Origin of the sequence: Sphingobacterium paludis (assembly GCF_004364125.1) — a bacterium.
GTDB lineage: Bacteria > Bacteroidota > Bacteroidia > Sphingobacteriales > Sphingobacteriaceae > Sphingobacterium > Sphingobacterium paludis.
Genome location: NZ_SNZV01000002.1, coordinates 582,412 through 598,519, shown reverse-complemented (window position 1 = coordinate 598,519; position 16,108 = coordinate 582,412). Strand labels below are relative to the sequence as shown.

Here is a 16,108-nt window from a genome sequence, read left to right as displayed (position 1 = left end):
TCTTCATTAAGAATTACCAACAAACTTAGATAAATTTGCTAGTAATTGCAATTATAATCGCCGTGAATATTTACCGGCCACTTCCGTTTATTCCACTGTCCAAGCTTGTATGCAGCCTGAACATAATATGTTGCAAGCCCATCTTATGCATACCTTATTGTACAGCTCTCTCTATGCAAAAAAACGGCCACATATGCTGTAGCCGCTTTCTTTATATCGTATTTAGTGTGTGCGGTTATGGCAAAACCGCACATAACCGTTCACAATGCTATCGTGATATTTCTAATATCTCAAACTCCAATACACCGGCAGGTGCCTCAATCTGCGCAACCTCACCAACCGATTTACCAAGCAAACCTTGCGCTATCGGCGATTTCACGGAAATCTTGCCCGACTTAAGGTCCGCTTCCGTTTCTGAAACTAGCTGATAAGTCATGACCGCGTTATTCTTTTTATTCTTGATCTTTACATAAGACAAGGCCAACACTTTCGAGGTATCCAACACAGATTCGTCGATGAGTCTTGCCGTCGCCAATACTTCTTCCAATTTGGCAATTTTGGTTTCGTGTAGTCCTTGCGCTTCCTTCGCCGCATCATACTCGGCGTTTTCTGATAAATCTCCTTTATCCCGTGCTTCAGCTATTGCTTTAGCAATATTAGCCCTGCCTTCTGTTTTTAGATACTGTAGCTCCTGTTTCAGCTTGTCTAAACCTTCTTGCGTGTAATAAGTTACTTCTGCCATATTTTTACCTTATTTATTTTACAAAAATCAAAAAAAAGACAAGACCATACCATCCATTTTCAGGACAACATGGTCTTGTACTTGTACCTCGATTGCTAAGATAGCAAGCAAGATTCATAAAACCAAATTTCTCTTCTTTATTCTCCCTCTTCGCTATCGACAAATTTGTAACCCAAACCACGCACGGTTTGCAGATAATGAGGTTTGTCTGGATTAGTCTCAATTTTCTTGCGAAGACGAACCACATGCATATCGAGCGTACGGGTATTGACATTCGAGCTATACCCCCACACGACCTCCATCAATTGCTCCCGCGTAATTTCTTTGCTTACATTTTGAAGAAAATACAGCAATATTCTATTTTCTAGTATCGTCAGCTCTATTTTCCGTCCATCGCGCACCAGGGAATGGATGTTAGGATGATGCTCTGTATTGCCGAAACTATACACATCGTTATTTTTTGGCAAAAAGAAACGCACTTTGTTCTCGATCATGGCTACAAGCACATCCATATTGAAGGGCTTTGTTATATAATCTGTAACGCCGTAGCTGTAAGCATCAATCTTATCGACGTCCTGAGACTTTGCCGTCATCATAATAATGATATTTTCAAAGCCTGCTTTTCTGACCGATTCACAAACATCTATACCTTCTTTACCGGGAAGCATCCAATCCAATAGGACAACGGCCGGCATTTGCTGTAAGATCAGCTCTTCCGCATCATTGCCGTTACTCGTCTGAATGACTTTGTATCCTTCGGCTTGCAAACGATGGGCAACCAGAAAACGAAGATTTTCATCGTCCTCAACTACCGCTATGGTGATATCTTTACTCATAATGTTTACTTAATTCTTTTTTGGACCGAGAGGCAGAACGAGTGTAAATGTGGTACCTTGGTTAAGCACACTATCTACCTTAATTTCACCGCCCATAAAATCTACTATTTCCTTACAGAATGCTAAGCCCAATCCAATACTTCCTTGTTGATTAAACTGGTTCTTGACTCTGTAAAATTTCTTAAAAATGCTGTTAAATTCCTTTTTATTAATGCCTATGCCCTGATCTTTAAACCTAATAACAAAATTCTTTTTATTTTGTTGTACGTCGATATTTAAAAACTTCCGTTGCCGTTCTGAATACTTATAAGCATTGTCGATCAAATTTTGAAAGACGCTCAGTAGCAACGTCGTATCAACGACCATATTGTTTTGGACATCGATGTGATACGAAAAGTTTAAATCAGGATATTTCAATTTTACTGCATCAAAAATGGGCGCACAAAATTCGGCGACATCAACCTCTTCCTTATTTGGCTTTATAGACTTATTTTCTATCTGAGCGAAAGACAGCAGTTTATTCATCAAACTGTTCAACTTGTCTGCCTCTTGATCCAGTATTCTCCCATACATACGCTGTTCGTCGCTGGATAGTTTTTCTGAACTCTGAATATTATTGCCTGCTATCTTGATAACGCTCACCGGCGTTTTAAATTCGTGGGTGAGGTTATTGATAAAATCATATTGCAACTGAAATAATTTGCTATTGATGGTCACATTCCGATAAATCAAATAGGCAATAAAGATCAGAATAAGATAGATGATGGAGATTCCTGCACTAACCGGTAAGAAACGCCGATTTATCTCTTTATTTAAAAAGTTCTCTGAGCTGGTATATTGCAGCTTATAGTCAGAAAGGGCGCCTGGCAGTGAGAGCTCTGTCTGAAAATAAAATCGTTGGTCGGTTACGTTGCCCGAAACAATCGGTAAAATCTCGATCTTTTCATAGAGGTTCGGCGCCACATTTTTAATCTGGATCTTACTGGGATTGATCAAAAATAGGAACATGTCTTGGTCATACCATACTACAGGATTCTCCTGCGAAGACATAAGCCTTTTGTAAGCGAGTAGATCTGCAATGCGGGGAATGTTCATATAGGATACCTTCCCAGCGTTAAGGGTGTAAAAGACCTTGTAGATATCGCTGTCTGACATCCGCGTCGAATCATTGACGCGGTCTAGAAATGCCACAAATTTGAGCACCATACTATTAAAGTCCTCGGTATAGGCTCGGGTTTCTGTGCTTTCCTTACGTTCCGCAACCAATCGATTCTGCTCGTCTAATTGAAAAGAAATCACACTTTTTGGATAGACCAGCAAATGGTTGTACTTAATCCCAGCTTCGATAGAATCAGAATTGGTTACGGTGATGTCGTAAAATAACACACTTTCCACAAAAGCATTCTTACGAACGATGTCATTCACATACGAGGCCGCTTTGACAGAATCGAGGTACCCCTGGTAATATGATATTTCTGGAATCTTATCGTTGAAAAATTCTTGGAAGGGTTGCACGGACTGGTCGAACACTTCTACTTTTCGATTATTAAACTCCGTTTCGATAAAGTTTGCAATCATCGACCGTGCGGCCAGCATAGCCACCACGAAAAGAATGGTTACTAGCACCACAAAGGCGATTAGTAATCCAAAGTTCTTGCGATATTTTAGCTGGTTGTATGCCATGGAGTCCTACAAGTACTTGCTTAAAAAAGACGCTACTTCCTGGTAATAGCTAATAACATTTTCATCACTTTTAAATCTCCGTCCTTCTTCTTCCTTATAGATATATTTGATCGGCACATTGTTGTTTTTAAGCTTTTGCACAAACTGATTAGCATCGGTCAGCGAGCTATACCGGTCATTCCCTCCTTGCGCAAACATAACCGGTATTTTCACCCGATCAGCATGAAAAACGGGGGAAATGGCTTTAAACATTTCATACTCTTTGCTTGGGTTACCAATGATATTGTACACCAAACGTAAATACTGTTGCTGGTGGGGTGGAATTTCCCGAATATAGGTAAACAAGTTGGTATAGCCAGACATGGATATCGCACAGCGATAGAATGAAGAGTTATACGTTGCGGCGTGTAAGGCTGAGTATCCCCCGAAACCTGTGCCCATAATGGCCACACGCTTCTTATCGACTACGCCCTGATGGATCAGTGTCGTGACGCCATCGATAATATCGCTTTGAATTTTGCCGCCCCATTCTTTAAAGCCCGCTGTCCAGAATTGCTTCCCGTAACCTACGGAACCTCGATAGTTCAGCTGAAAGACGAGATAGCCACGATTTGCCAAAAACTGCACTTCCGCATCGAAATCGACGCTTTCTCGCCGATTTGGACCATCATGGACAAGCACTACAACAGGTAAATCCTTTCGAGCTTTGGAACGTGGGTATGTTAAATAACCATGAATGGTCAAACCATCTCTACTCTGGTAGCTCATGGATTGTTTGGGGGATAGTGCGGCTTTCGCTAATTTCGGATTCATTTCGGCGAGCAGCTGCGTTTTTTGTGTTTTTACGTCATAGTGATATACCCCCCCGGCATTTACATCCGTGGAAATCTTTACGATCCAGTGGTTTAAGCTGCTGTCCGTATCAAGTATGTCAATAGACTGGTTTTCGAATTGTGCAGCCAAGGTTTCGAAATGACGTTGAAACACCTTATTAAAAAAGAGCTTTTTGGGTTTATCAGCCGTATATTGGGCAAATACCATTTCCTGTAGATTGTCTGAGTAACCTTGTGATTCCAGATCGACCTCGCCATTACTGTAAAGCAAGCGTTCCTCTTTGCCGCTTTCGATATTGTATTCGACCAAAGACAGTTTGTCTCGCCCGTCGTTGGATAGTGCATAGATGATGTTTTTCTCTTTCTTTACAAAACCCAAAGGTTGAATCAGGGTTTGATAATCGGTCGTATACACCCGTTTAAAAGGTGTATCTTCTGTAGGTCTGTATAGGATACTTTCCTGCACACTATCGCTTGTCATCGCTAAGCGTACTTTACCATCAGGAGAGGGAAACCAATTGAGAATATTACCAGGATTACGCGTGACAAGCTGAGGTGACCGTCCGTCTAAAAACACTTTATACAGATCGAATGCGGTGGAGTCACGATCATTCAATGATGCGAGCAAGAATGATCCGTACAATTTTTGCGACTGTAGCCAACGCAGCCTTGCTTTCTTTACGGGCATCAACGGTATACTTTGCTCGCTATTAATGGAGATACTGAATATGCGAAGGCTATCGGAAGGCGAATGGCTATTGGAATAAACGAGGGCTGAATCCGATGCCCAGAAGAAATACTGTACGTTCATATCCGATTGGTAAGTCAGCTGTTTAGACTTTGCTTTATCGCCCAGATCGAGAATGAATATGTTGCGGCAATGATCGTCAATACCCAGATAGGCAATGCGTTTTCCATCAGGTGAAATTCGAAAATTGCTTTTCTCGGGTTTTACAAAAAAATCTTCTACAGGGATAAGTTGATCGGCACTTTGCTTATCTCTGCAAGCGATAACAATTGCCAGCAAACCCAAAGCAAAACCCCAAAGCAAAAATCTATACATGTTCTATCCTATTCCATTTCAAATATTGGCATTTTTTTATGAAAACACGCACGTGCAACCTTATTTTTACAGACAGGATGTCCGTAAATTTTGATAATTTTACGCATGATTTTATACAATATCTCCATCATCATCGATGATAGCAGCCATGATGATTTATTTCCTTGGATCAAAAGCCACTTGAAAACATTAACAGTGGAAACCAACTTACTGAAAATGTTGGACTCTCCACACGAGGGCACGACGTATTGCATACAGGTCCGAGCAGCCGATCCCAGCGCTATAGAAGCATATCAAGCGGAAATTCTCCCCGCACTTAGCGAATACATCGCTGCTAAGCATCAAGAAAAAGCATTTTTGTTTGATAGTAAAATGGAGTATCTCCCGCTAGATCAATAGCCAGTATATCGGTAAAAGTCCGACGCGAATTTATAAGTATCTCGAAATCGTCCGATGGACCCAATACGCTACTGCTCCAGATTTTCCTCGTATTGCGGATTATAGCGCACTTTTGGCGAAAGATAGTGCAGTAACACCAATCGAGAAAAGCGTAAATTAAAGGGTGCGAAGAGGAAGATCGCCGAAAAGAGCACGATGATATAAACCCAAGGAGATTCGCTTTTCGTGATGAAAGCGGTCGCTAAACCTAGACTGACTACCTCTGCTACAGAGAAAGCATAGCTTACGTACATGGCTGCATAGAAATATCCGGGTTCAATTTCGAATTTAAGCCCACAATGTGGGCAGTGTTCATACATCTTTTGTCTTTTGAACCCATACATCGGCCCTTCAAACATCTTCCCTACCCGACAGCGCGGACATTTGGATTGTAATAGGGCGGAAAATTTAGATGTCGGCATTGACTTATGCGTTATCTTTCAAAAGGAGAAATGCGCTTTGGTTGGTTCTTACGGTATTTTTTATACCACAAAATACCGACGCCCACAGCGATAAGGTATGGAATAGCGAGGAGGAATAAAATCCCGTCGTTAAGTCCTTTCCCTTGGGTATTGCCATTCGTCGTGCTATTCTCCGCATTCAATGTACACATCGCGCACTGTGCGGAGAGCTCCGTGCTAAGAAATGCACTTACCAACACGATGCACAGTATGAGTAGCGTTACCTGTTTTATTTTCATCTCACAAAAATAACCTTTTTTATGCAAATAGTTAATGCTTTACCGGAATTGCTTTACAGCAACACATTAAACTTTTCCCAAAAGCCGTCCATAGGCAACGCAGCGGTAAGCAGTGTATCTTCCTCTTTGATAGGATGGACAAAGCGCAAGGCACGAGAATGCAGACAGATAGAACGGCGCAAACTTCCTCGCGGATAACCATATTTGTTATCACCTACGATGGGGCAGCCCATATAAGCCAACTGGCAACGAATTTGATGCGTACGTCCGGTCAGGGGATTAACTTGGAGCAGGTAGTAACCGTCTAACTCTCCTAAGATCTCGTAATCCAATTCAGCAAAACTGCCACCTTTCACTTCCCGGTCGTAAGCTTTAGTAATCATTTTTTTACGATCTCTTAACAACCAATTTTTCAACGTGTCTGCTTTTCGAGGAGGCCTATTACGCACCAAGGCAAGGTATGTTTTTGAAACCTTCCGATCATGAAAAAGCCTATTCATCCGGTCTAAGCCCTTGCTTGTTTTAGCAAAGAGAATCATCCCGCTTACGGGGCGATCAAGACGATGGATGACACCAAGAAAGGCCCCGTTTGGTTTATCATATTTTGCGGTCAAGTATTCCTTGACCATTTCTTCCATAGACTTATCACCCGTCGTATCAACCTGCACGATATCACCAGCACGTTTGTTAATTGCTATATAGTGGTTGTCTTCGTAAATGACATCCTTATCCGTTATACCCATTACTTCATTTAAAAAGAAAGACACAGCTTTCCCTACCTATCTGTTTAAGGAGTCTTGTGTCGTCCTCGCTTTTTCCTTTTCCTGCTTTCTAAAATAGCCTCTGAAGAGGAAATTACTTTGAAGCGCTTTCATATTATCGTCAAGCTTTTCGGTACTGAGGTTCAGATTGCGTAAAATCTGCTTTATTTCCGTAGCTGCCTCTGGATCGTTCGTTAGCACGCCAATAGCATTATCCTTGTCATTCAGTCGAGCAGACGTAGTATTTAAATTCTCCATCAAGGCAGAAGCTGTTTGGGTAACTCCTTGCAACTGAGCGGCAGACTCCCGTAGGCTAGAAAATACGGCTGTATCTGTCGTGAGATCATGAATAAGACCTTGGTTGCTATTCAGCTTGTTCATTAATATCGCTAAATTTGCCGATGCTTTGTTTGCATCACTCATCACCTTATTGAGTGAACCCACAGAGCTTTTCAACGACAAAGCAATTGTCGAATCAGTCAACAACGCGCCAACTGTTCCTTTACCTTCCACCATCTGTCTCGATAACACAGCAAAATTTTTGGTGATCTCGACAAGATTTTCATTATTGGTCTGTAAGGTAGCGAACATGGCCTCGGTATCGGTGCCGCTAACCGACTTGACAACGTCGCCATTTTTTATTGCCGCAGCTTGGTCAGATCCACCGATCAAGCTGACAATGGCATTACCGATGAGGCCGTCGGAACCTAATTTTGCAACAACGTCTTCCCGAATAAATTCGCTGGACTTTTCCTCGATATGCATGACGACTTTTACATCATCGATGCTTTGGAACTTAATGTCTTTGACAATCCCGACCTTTACACCAGAAAACCAGACATTGTTACCCACCTTTAGGCCTTTCACATCATGAAAATAGGTGGTCACAACCAGATTTTTGCTAAATTTGTTTTGTTGTGTGCCCAATACCAGAATACCGGCCACCAGAATGACCAATCCGATCAAAACAAATAATCCAACCGTAAGCGTACGCTTCCTTTCGTTTGTACTCATATATTTTTAAACAATAAAATTATAATCATAAAATGATTTGACACGGGCATCGTCCGTATCAAAAATTTCTTTGAATGTCCCCTGCCTTTCAAATTTACCATCAAGCAGCATCACCATTCTATCCCCCACCATCTTCGCACACGCTAAGTCATGCGTAATGATAATGGAAGATGTATTAAAGCGTTCTTGAACCTCATTTATCAGCGTGTTGATATCCAAACATGTTATTGGATCCAGACCCGCCGTTGGTTCATCATATAGCATAATATCGGGCCGTAAGATCAAGGTTCGCGCTATGCCAATACGCTTCCGCTGTCCACCGGATAGCTCTGACGGCATTTGGTTGATTGCTTGCGATAGTCCAACGCCTTCAAGCACCTCTTCCACTTCCTTATTTATTTCGGCTCGCGACAGGTTTCGCTTATTCCGCACAAGAGGGAATTCGAGGTTCTCCCGTACCGTCATACTATCGTACAAGGCGCTGTTCTGAAACGAAAAGCCTATGCGTTGCCTAAGTGTGCGTAGCGCACGTTCATCAAGCTCATTAACTGTTTCTCCCAGAACCCGAACATGCCCCTTATCTGGCGTTAGTAAACCCGAAATGAGTTTGATAAGTACAGACTTTCCTGTCCCCGAACGACCGAGTACAACCAAGTTTTCGCCTTTAAACAGTTTCACGTCAACATCTCGGAGAACGTGTAAACTTCCAAAAGATTTGCTCACATTATCCACGTGGATCACGACTTCGTTCCGGTCGATATGTACGTTGTTCTTCTCCATCCTCTATTAATTTAACAGGGCCAACAATTGAACGATAAGTAGTTCCTCCACAAAAACCAAAAACATCGATGATACCACCGCACTATTTGCTGCTTTCCCGACGCCTTCTGTACCCTTCGTTGAAAAATACCCTACGTAAGAGCTTGCAAAACCTATTGTAAAACCAAATACCACGGCACGAATGACCATGGCGAAAACATCCTTGGCCGCTATCGTTTCAAAAACCTGCGTAAAAAATGCAAGCATGCTTAAATCATCCTTTCCTACAATACTGAGGTAGCCACCGATAAGGCCGATGCCCGCCACGTAGAAACAAAGGATAGGAATCATCAAGGTCGTTGCAACAATACGCGTAGAAACCAGAAATTTGGTCGGGTTTGTTCCGGATACCTCCATGGCATCAATCTGCTCCGTTACATTCATGGAGCTAAGCTCGGCACCAATTTGCGAGCCCACTTTTCCGGAAGCGATCAAAGCAGTGACCAAGGGTGCTAGGGCACGTACTATGGCAATGGAAATTAAGGCGGGCAGCATGGATGTCGCACCAAAGTCCTCCAAAGAAGGCCGCGATTGCTTCGTAAAGACAAAACCGACAATAAAGCCTGTCAAACTAATCAATGGGAACGATTTCCAACCAATTTCATAACATTGGCGAATAATCTCTTTGAACTCATAAGGTGGTGATACCGCTTCTCGCAAAAAACTCATCATAAAACGATGTATTCGTGCGAATTCGATAAGTAGTTTTTCTATTTTACTTCCCATTTAAGTATGAAGTTAACACTGCTTCCGCAAATAATAGCTTGTCAAAAATACCCGACAAATGTACAAACTTTTGTTTTTTCATTGATATAGAGTTTTCTAATTATTACATAACCAATATTATTCGCATTTGTTTACAGATTATTTCAAACATTAAACCTTCGCTTCATCAACATAGTCATAATAGTAAAATAGATTAGTTTCACCATTAAAAGATAACACTATGAAACGTTTCAATTCCCACCGCTTCTACATCGCCATCGTGACGATTTTAGTAAGCCTATTTTCATGGAGTAGGGCATCGGCTCAGCCTTACGGCGACGTGTCTTTTGATGTCTTCTATGATGAATTATCTCCTTACGGACAATGGGACAGAGATGCGCGTTATGGCGACATTTGGTTTCCAGACGTGGATAGAAACTTCCGCCCATATGGCACGAATGGCTATTGGACAATGACGGAATATGGTAACACTTGGGTCTCTAACTACGATTGGGGGTGGGCTCCGTTTCACTATGGACGCTGGGTGCACACCAATTACAACGGTTGGGGCTGGATTCCAGATTACGAATGGGGACCAGCTTGGGTAGATTGGAGAAGTGGGGGCGGTTACTATGGATGGGCGCCAATGGCACCGCGCGGTGTGACCGTATCAGTGGGATTACCGTTAAACCTTTGGGTGTTTTTACCTGTACGACGGATCTACGACCCTTATATTTCACGCCATTGGAGCTATGGTCAGCGCAACGTTTTCAATCGTACCACGGTGATAAACAATACCTACACTGTTAACAACCACCATTATTATGGAGGACCTGGCCGCCGGGATATCGAGCGCAATATTGGTCGTCGCGTTACCGTACGGGATATCCGCACAAGTGATCGTCCGGGACGCTCTCGGGTGGACAGTAGATCGGTATCACTTTATCGGCCAGACCGCAACGCGGTTCGTTCATCGGCCACGAATAATACACGTGGAACCAGCCGCAGTGCCGTCAGTAGTGGCAGGAGTGATCGCGCTACGGGAAATACGCGTGGGTCTGCCACAAGCGGAACACGGGCAACGACAGAAAGCCGTTCCACACGCGCTGCCTCTTCGTCACGCGGCACGCAGTCTGGAACGCGCAATACGGTAGGCAGCGGTCGTACGAATAGGGAGAGCGCCACGCAAAACGACATGCGAAATACGCGCGGCCAAGCCCGCTCTACAGCGAGTGGACGTGGCACAGCCGTCGAAAGCCGTAGTTCTTCCACTAGTACAGGAGGTCAGCGCAGTAGCGCAACATCTAGACCGCAGGTTGAAAACCGTAGTGCGCAGCCTACGCCGGGACGCAGCAGGGGCATGACTACCGAACGTCCTCAAAACAGGCAGCAAACGGCTCCGCCAAGCAATGAAAGCCGTTCAAGGCCTACGCAAGAGCGAAGCCGCCCTGTTCAGCAGGCCAGTCAGCGTAGTAGCAGCGCAGGATCGCAAGTAAGCCGCGCCAGTTCCGGCCGAAGCGAGCAAAGCAGCAGCACGGGACGCAGCAGATCATCCAGCACAAATGCGGAGCGTGGCTCTGGCCGCTCAACGCGCTAAGCACAAGACATATCTATTTTAATTGAAGCAGTGAAGGCGGTGATTGAAAAATCCCGCCTTTACACATGTACTGCAAAAGCCCATCCGCCTTGGTTTACGCTGTAGAACCACATAAACACCTCTTACCATACGACGCGCTCCAACAACAACGTTCTATCACCCTCCATATGCCTTTTTTTTATTAACTTCACCCGTTTTTACGAGCACATTTTTGCATGGCAACATTCTCTTCTATCCTAGATAATGACTTTTACAAGTTCACGATGCAATTTGCCGTGAGCAAACTGTTCCCAAAAGCGAGGGCGAGGTACCAATTCATTAATCGTGGAAAGCATCGCTTTCCGGCCGGGTTCGATAAAATTCTGCGTGAAGCCATCCATGGCATGGCAGCGTTAAAGCTAACTAAAGCCGAGAAACATTTTTTGCGTGAAAAGTGTCCTTACATCGATCCAACCTACCTGGATTTCCTGCAAGGATATCGGTACGACCCTGATGAAGTTAAAATCGAACAAGATGGTGAAGATTTACAGGTCAGTATAGAAGGCTATTGGTATAGAACAATTTTATGGGAAGTGCCCATCATGTCGTTGATCTGCGAACTCTATTATGAAGCTCAAGCGATGGAGCGTATACCTGATGCGGAGGTGTGTAAAATAGTTGCTGACAAAATGCAAAAGTATGATCGGCTCCATATTACCCTAGCCGATTTCGGAACACGACGACGGCACTCCTATACCGTGCATGATCTTGTCATCCGTACCTTAAAAAATCATCCCTCAAAGACCTTTATAGGCACATCAAATGTGCATTTAGCGATGAAGTATGAAACCACACCCATCGGAACACATGCCCACGAATGGTTTATGTTTCATGCAGCAAAGTACGGCTACAAAATGGCCAACTTACTCGGTTTAGAACACTGGGCCGACGTGTATCGTGGCGATCTAGGAATCGCACTTTCTGACACCTACACCACCAAAGTGTTCTTCTCTCATTTCGATAAAAAATTGACTAAACTGTTTGATGGTGTACGTCACGATAGTGGCGATCCGATCACCTTTGCACAGATGACGATAGACCATTATAAACAAAAAGGCATTAACCCACAATCTAAAACGATTATCTTCTCCGATGGGCTAGATTATGAGAAGGTGAAGAATATAGCCGCCTTCTGCCATAACAAAATAGGTTACTCTTTCGGGATCGGAACCGACTTCACAAATGATGTGGGACTTCCACGGATGAATATTGTGCTCAAGATGGTAGAAGCCAAGCCTGATGAAGGTCAGTGGACGGAAGTGATCAAACTATCGGATGAACCCAACAAGCATACCGGTGCAGAAAAAGAGATAGCGATTGCGAAAGAAATCTTAAAGATACAGGAATAATGGAACGCGACGTTTACGGAGAGGCACTGTACGACTTTCATAAGTTGAATATGCTGCAGGAGCCCCTGCTCTTACACAGCAGTTACGGAGATATTGAAGAGATGCCTATCGAGGTGTTCTTCAGGGAGCAGGAAGATTTTCCCGAATTGGAACATATTGCGTTGGCCCTTTGCGATGGCCACGTGTTGGATGTAGGTGCCGGCGTTGGTAGTCACGCCCTATTTTTGCAGAACAAGGGGTTTAATGTGGAGGCTATTGAATACTCACCTACCGCAGCGCAGATTATGACGGAGCGCGGCGTGCAGCAGATTATTCAAGGCGATTTCTTTGAACTGCGCGATAAGTGCTACGATACCTTGCTTTTTTTAATGAATGGCATAGGCTTAGCGGGAACTTTAGAAGGGCTTCGCCATCTATTACGCCATGCCAAGACGCTCCTTAGCGATAAAGGGCAGCTGTTATTCGACTCGTCCGATATTGCTTACCTCTATGACGAATACAAGATTCAAAAACCCGACTATTACTTGGGTGAAATCGAATTTCAATATGCGTACAAAGGCACGTTTGGGAAACCTTTTCGCTGGCTCTATATCGATCAGCAGGAATTGATCAGAATTGCCCGCGAAGAGAACTGGGTTGTACAAATTCTTTTTGAGGATGATAGCGACCAATACTTGGCGCGCATGGAACCAAGGAAATAGCGCCAATCTTTAATACTTTAGTCGAATCGAATAGATTATTAAATCATCAGATTGCCGCGTCGTCGTACCTCACTCCTCGCAAGGACGATTTAAAGACGTATGCCTTTCTTTCTCCAATCACTATTAAACAAGAATCGTGGTTCCGATACGAGATCTTAAGCGCCGGCCTTGCGAGAAGGCACAACGAAGCAATCTTCCGTTTAGAATCGCGGAGATTGCTTCGTCGTCATTACGATTTAAGTCGTGTGTACCTTTGTGACAGCTAATCAATCCATTCGAAGCCCGTATACGGCACTAAGACAGCGGGAACACGAATTCCTTTGTCGGATTGATTATTTTCTAAAATAGATGCAACAATACGGGGTAATGCTAGCGCGGATCCGTTCAACGTATGGGCCAACTGCATTTTGCCCTCCGAATTTTTAAAGCGAACTTTTAACCGATTAGACTGGTATGTTTCGAAATTGGAAACGGAAGAAACTTCCAGCCATCGTTGCTGCGCCGCACTAAACACTTCCATATCGTAAGTCAACGCAGACGTGAAACTCATGTCGCCACCGCATAAACGGAGTACCCGGTAGGGTAATTCCAGCTTTTGTAGCAACTGCTGTATATACAAGCTCATCTCTTCAAGCACGGCATACGATTTGTCAGGATGAACAACTTGTACGGTTTCCACCTTATCAAATTGATGTAGTCTGTTTAACCCGCGGACATGTGCGCCGTAGGATCCAGCTTCACGGCGAAAACATGGCGTATAGGCCGAGTGCTTAATGGGAAACTCTTCTTCTCTTACAATAACATCACGGTACAGATTCGTAACCGGCACTTCCGCTGTGGGGATCAAATAGAAGTCATCGCCGGTGACGTGGTACATCTGCCCTTCTTTGTCTGGCAATTGCCCGGTAGCGAAAGCAGAGGCTTCGTTGACAAAAATAGGCACTTGAACCTCGTTGTACCCCGCTTCTGCCGCCTCATCCAGAAAGAAGTTTATCAGTGCACGTTGAAGACGCGCGCCCTTGCCCTTGTAAACAGGAAATCCCGCTCCCGTGACTTTTACGCCCAATTCAAGGTCGACAATGTTGTATTTCGTCAGCAACTCCCAATGCGGCAAGGCCTCCGTATGCAGGCTGGGAATCTCTCCATGCTGCAGGACAACCTCGTTATCATCTGCAGCGTGTCCTGTGGGTACAGACGTATGTGGTAAATTTGGAAGTTGCACCAATTTGTCATGCAACGCTTGCTCAATCTCAGCAAGATGATCGGTCAATTGCTTTACACGTTCCTTATACCCGGATGATTGCGATTTTACAGCTTCAGCTTCTTCTTTCTTACCTTGGCGCATCAAATCGCCAATTTGCTTAGCGGCAGCATTAGCCTCAGCGGCAATAGCGTCTGACTCGTTCTGAATTTTACGACGCGATTCATCCAGTTGAATAAGCTCATCAACTAAATCAACCTCTTTAAAATTCTTCACAGCCAATCGTTCGATCACCGCATCTCTGTTTTCACGGATATAATTTATCTGTAACATAAAAATAAATAAAATAACATTCTACTTGGACAAAGATAAGAAGTGGAACGGAAATCAAACATTTTCATCAACATTCCAAAAAAACATTTTTATAATTTCCATTTTAACATTAAAACATTTTTATTTTTATGATATTTTCATATATTTGATATTACACTGCAAGAATTAACAATTAGTTGATATCGGGATAATTTCCAGTTCACACCGGTACCCTATTTTTGAAGTATAAAATTTAAAAAAACGATTATGTTAAAAGATTTAGAATTTTTCGAGCAAGAGATCTATATAGATCTGCTGGAGTTTGCCTACGATGGCGACGATCATACCAGCTTAGAAGATTAGTTGTCGGGGGAAGGTGATCACGAAAGTAGCTGACAACAATTCCATAGAATTCCGTCGTTACTCATCACAATACCCGACAACTAAACCTTCCTACACCACTTCTAACAATCAATTAACCGTTCTGCCTACCTTCTTTTTTCTTACACAATTCATCTATCAGCTGTTCTGAAGATGGTTTTATGGATTTCCCGGTCGGGATAATTTTACGATATCTTCGCCCATCCGGCATTACTCTTTACTCATTTAATTTCCTAACTTTGGCTATGCTTTACTTAGTACCAACGCCCATTGGCAACCTGGAAGATATGACCTTCAGAGCCATTCGCATCTTAAAGGAGGCGGATATCATCTTGGCAGAAGACACGCGTACCAGTGGTCCGCTGTTGAAACATTTTGGCATCGAGAAAAAGGTGTTTGCCCACCATCAACACAATGAGCATAAGGCGTTGGCCGAGATCATTAAGTTTTTAAAGGAGGGACAAACGATTGCTTTAATATCAGATGCAGGCACGCCAGCGATCTCGGACCCTGGTTTTCTGTTGGTACGGGAAGCGATAAAAGAGGGTTTAGACGTGCAATGCTTGCCGGGTGCGACCGCATTTGTTCCGGCCTTGGTCAACTCGGGCTTACCAAACGATCGTTTTTGCTTTGAGGGTTTTTTACCTGTTAAAAAGGGTCGTCAAACACGGATGAAGCAGTTAGTCGATGAAACGCGCACCATGATTTTTTATGAATCTCCACACCGCGTTTTAAAGACGATTGACGAATTTATTCAGTATTTTGGTGAAGAGCGCGAAGCTTCGATATCCAGAGAGCTGAGCAAACTTTATGAAGAAACGGTGCGTGGAACATTGGCAACTTTAAAATTACATTTTGAGAACCATCCGATAAAGGGAGAGTTCGTATTTTGTGTAGCTGGATCTGCTGGTTAAAGATCTGCGATGTTGGACCT

At 43.5% G+C, this 16,108-nt stretch carries 16 protein-coding genes; 5 read left to right on the top strand and 11 right to left on the bottom strand.

The window, feature by feature from the left end:
* Nucleotides 1-268 precede the first annotated feature (268 nt).
* The 4 genes from greA to B0I21_RS05480 form a co-directional block, all read right to left on the bottom strand.
* Nucleotides 269-742: a transcription elongation factor GreA gene (gene greA / locus B0I21_RS05495; protein WP_133639449.1), complete on the bottom strand. Its 474-nt coding sequence runs from the start codon at nt 740-742 to the stop codon at nt 269-271.
* Nucleotides 743-879: 137 nt separating this feature from the next.
* The gene (locus tag B0I21_RS05490) at nt 880-1,578 is read right to left on the bottom strand and encodes a response regulator transcription factor (protein WP_133639448.1); all 699 of its coding nucleotides are present in this window, start codon (nt 1,576-1,578) and stop codon (nt 880-882) included.
* A gap of 9 nt (nt 1,579-1,587) precedes the next feature.
* On the bottom strand, nt 1,588-3,261 hold the full coding sequence (locus B0I21_RS05485) for a sensor histidine kinase (RefSeq protein WP_133639447.1): 1,674 nt from the start codon (nt 3,259-3,261) through the stop codon (nt 1,588-1,590).
* A 6-nt stretch (nt 3,262-3,267) separates the two neighbouring features.
* A complete protein-coding gene (locus B0I21_RS05480) occupies nt 3,268-5,157 on the bottom strand; it encodes a S9 family peptidase (protein ID WP_133639446.1) in 1,890 nt (629 codons plus the stop codon).
* Between the two features lie 105 nt (nt 5,158-5,262).
* Between B0I21_RS05480 and B0I21_RS05475 the strand changes: the two genes are divergently transcribed.
* Nucleotides 5,263-5,556 carry a DUF4286 family protein gene (locus B0I21_RS05475; protein WP_133639445.1) on the top strand — a complete coding sequence of 98 codons (294 nt, stop codon included), beginning with the start codon at nt 5,263-5,265 and terminating at the stop codon, nt 5,554-5,556.
* A gap of 68 nt (nt 5,557-5,624) precedes the next feature.
* On the opposite strand, the gene B0I21_RS05470 is transcribed toward B0I21_RS05475, so the two are convergent.
* The 6 genes from B0I21_RS05470 to B0I21_RS05445 are packed head-to-tail and all read right to left on the bottom strand — an operon-like array spanning nt 5,625 to nt 9,558.
* The gene (locus B0I21_RS05470; RefSeq protein ID WP_133639444.1) at nt 5,625-6,017 is read right to left on the bottom strand and encodes a DUF983 domain-containing protein; all 393 of its coding nucleotides are present in this window, start codon (nt 6,015-6,017) and stop codon (nt 5,625-5,627) included.
* Nucleotides 6,018-6,028: 11 nt separating this feature from the next.
* Nucleotides 6,029-6,295 (bottom strand): hypothetical protein, encoded by a 267-nt coding sequence (locus tag B0I21_RS05465; RefSeq protein ID WP_133639443.1) that lies wholly within the window; start codon nt 6,293-6,295, stop codon nt 6,029-6,031.
* A gap of 53 nt (nt 6,296-6,348) precedes the next feature.
* Nucleotides 6,349-7,038, bottom strand: a complete 690-nt coding sequence (locus B0I21_RS05460; RefSeq protein WP_133639442.1) for an RluA family pseudouridine synthase — start codon at nt 7,036-7,038, stop codon at nt 6,349-6,351.
* A gap of 36 nt (nt 7,039-7,074) precedes the next feature.
* Nucleotides 7,075-8,070 (bottom strand): MlaD family protein, encoded by a 996-nt coding sequence (locus B0I21_RS05455; RefSeq protein WP_133639441.1) that lies wholly within the window; start codon nt 8,068-8,070, stop codon nt 7,075-7,077.
* 6 nt (nt 8,071-8,076) lie between these two features.
* Nucleotides 8,077-8,850: an ABC transporter ATP-binding protein gene (locus tag B0I21_RS05450; protein ID WP_133639440.1), complete on the bottom strand. Its 774-nt coding sequence runs from the start codon at nt 8,848-8,850 to the stop codon at nt 8,077-8,079.
* 6 nt (nt 8,851-8,856) lie between these two features.
* Entirely contained in the window at nt 8,857-9,558 is a 702-nt protein-coding gene (locus B0I21_RS05445) for an MlaE family ABC transporter permease (protein WP_394346344.1), read from the bottom strand.
* Between the two features lie 277 nt (nt 9,559-9,835).
* On the opposite strand from B0I21_RS05445, the gene B0I21_RS05440 reads away from it, so the two are divergent.
* From B0I21_RS05440 to B0I21_RS05430, 3 genes are all read left to right on the top strand, one after another.
* A complete protein-coding gene (locus B0I21_RS05440; RefSeq protein WP_133639438.1) occupies nt 9,836-11,191 on the top strand; it encodes a DUF6600 domain-containing protein in 1,356 nt (451 codons plus the stop codon).
* A gap of 215 nt (nt 11,192-11,406) precedes the next feature.
* Nucleotides 11,407-12,579: a nicotinate phosphoribosyltransferase gene (pncB, locus tag B0I21_RS05435; protein WP_133639437.1), complete on the top strand. Its 1,173-nt coding sequence runs from the start codon at nt 11,407-11,409 to the stop codon at nt 12,577-12,579.
* A complete protein-coding gene (locus B0I21_RS05430; protein ID WP_133639436.1) occupies nt 12,579-13,280 on the top strand; it encodes a class I SAM-dependent methyltransferase in 702 nt (233 codons plus the stop codon). Before pncB ends, B0I21_RS05430 begins: the two co-directional genes overlap by 1 nt.
* A 262-nt stretch (nt 13,281-13,542) precedes the next feature.
* Here the strand turns inward: B0I21_RS05430 and serS are convergent, their stop codons facing one another.
* Entirely contained in the window at nt 13,543-14,814 is a 1,272-nt protein-coding gene (gene serS, locus B0I21_RS05425; RefSeq protein WP_133639435.1) for a serine--tRNA ligase, read from the bottom strand.
* A gap of 605 nt (nt 14,815-15,419) precedes the next feature.
* Here serS and rsmI point away from each other — a divergent pair.
* Nucleotides 15,420-16,088 carry a 16S rRNA (cytidine(1402)-2'-O)-methyltransferase gene (gene rsmI / locus B0I21_RS05420; protein WP_133639434.1) on the top strand — a complete coding sequence of 223 codons (669 nt, stop codon included), beginning with the start codon at nt 15,420-15,422 and terminating at the stop codon, nt 16,086-16,088.
* Nucleotides 16,089-16,108 lie beyond the last annotated feature (20 nt).

What these genes read in the sequence shown, in the direction of transcription:
- B0I21_RS05450 (WP_133639440.1), bottom strand. Translation starts at nt 8,850, where the DNA reads ATGGAGAAGAACAACGTACATATCGACCGGAACGAAGTCGTGATCCAC.
- B0I21_RS05470 (WP_133639444.1), bottom strand. Translation starts at nt 6,017, where the DNA reads ATGCCGACATCTAAATTTTCCGCCCTATTACAATCCAAATGTCCGCGC.
- B0I21_RS05465 (WP_133639443.1), bottom strand. Translation starts at nt 6,295, where the DNA reads ATGAAAATAAAACAGGTAACGCTACTCATACTGTGCATCGTGTTGGTA.
- rsmI (WP_133639434.1), top strand. Translation starts at nt 15,420, where the DNA reads ATGCTTTACTTAGTACCAACGCCCATTGGCAACCTGGAAGATATGACC.
- B0I21_RS05490 (WP_133639448.1), bottom strand. Translation starts at nt 1,578, where the DNA reads ATGAGTAAAGATATCACCATAGCGGTAGTTGAGGACGATGAAAATCTT.
- serS (WP_133639435.1), bottom strand. Translation starts at nt 14,814, where the DNA reads ATGTTACAGATAAATTATATCCGTGAAAACAGAGATGCGGTGATCGAA.
- B0I21_RS05460 (WP_133639442.1), bottom strand. Translation starts at nt 7,038, where the DNA reads ATGGGTATAACGGATAAGGATGTCATTTACGAAGACAACCACTATATA.
- B0I21_RS05445 (WP_394346344.1), bottom strand. Translation starts at nt 9,558, where the DNA reads ATGAGTTTTTTGCGAGAAGCGGTATCACCACCTTATGAGTTCAAAGAG.
- B0I21_RS05485 (WP_133639447.1), bottom strand. Translation starts at nt 3,261, where the DNA reads ATGGCATACAACCAGCTAAAATATCGCAAGAACTTTGGATTACTAATC.
- B0I21_RS05475 (WP_133639445.1), top strand. Translation starts at nt 5,263, where the DNA reads ATGATTTTATACAATATCTCCATCATCATCGATGATAGCAGCCATGAT.
- B0I21_RS05455 (WP_133639441.1), bottom strand. Translation starts at nt 8,070, where the DNA reads ATGAGTACAAACGAAAGGAAGCGTACGCTTACGGTTGGATTATTTGTT.
- B0I21_RS05480 (WP_133639446.1), bottom strand. Translation starts at nt 5,157, where the DNA reads ATGTATAGATTTTTGCTTTGGGGTTTTGCTTTGGGTTTGCTGGCAATT.
- greA (WP_133639449.1), bottom strand. Translation starts at nt 742, where the DNA reads ATGGCAGAAGTAACTTATTACACGCAAGAAGGTTTAGACAAGCTGAAA.
- B0I21_RS05440 (WP_133639438.1), top strand. Translation starts at nt 9,836, where the DNA reads ATGAAACGTTTCAATTCCCACCGCTTCTACATCGCCATCGTGACGATT.
- pncB (WP_133639437.1), top strand. Translation starts at nt 11,407, where the DNA reads ATGGCAACATTCTCTTCTATCCTAGATAATGACTTTTACAAGTTCACG.
- B0I21_RS05430 (WP_133639436.1), top strand. Translation starts at nt 12,579, where the DNA reads ATGGAACGCGACGTTTACGGAGAGGCACTGTACGACTTTCATAAGTTG.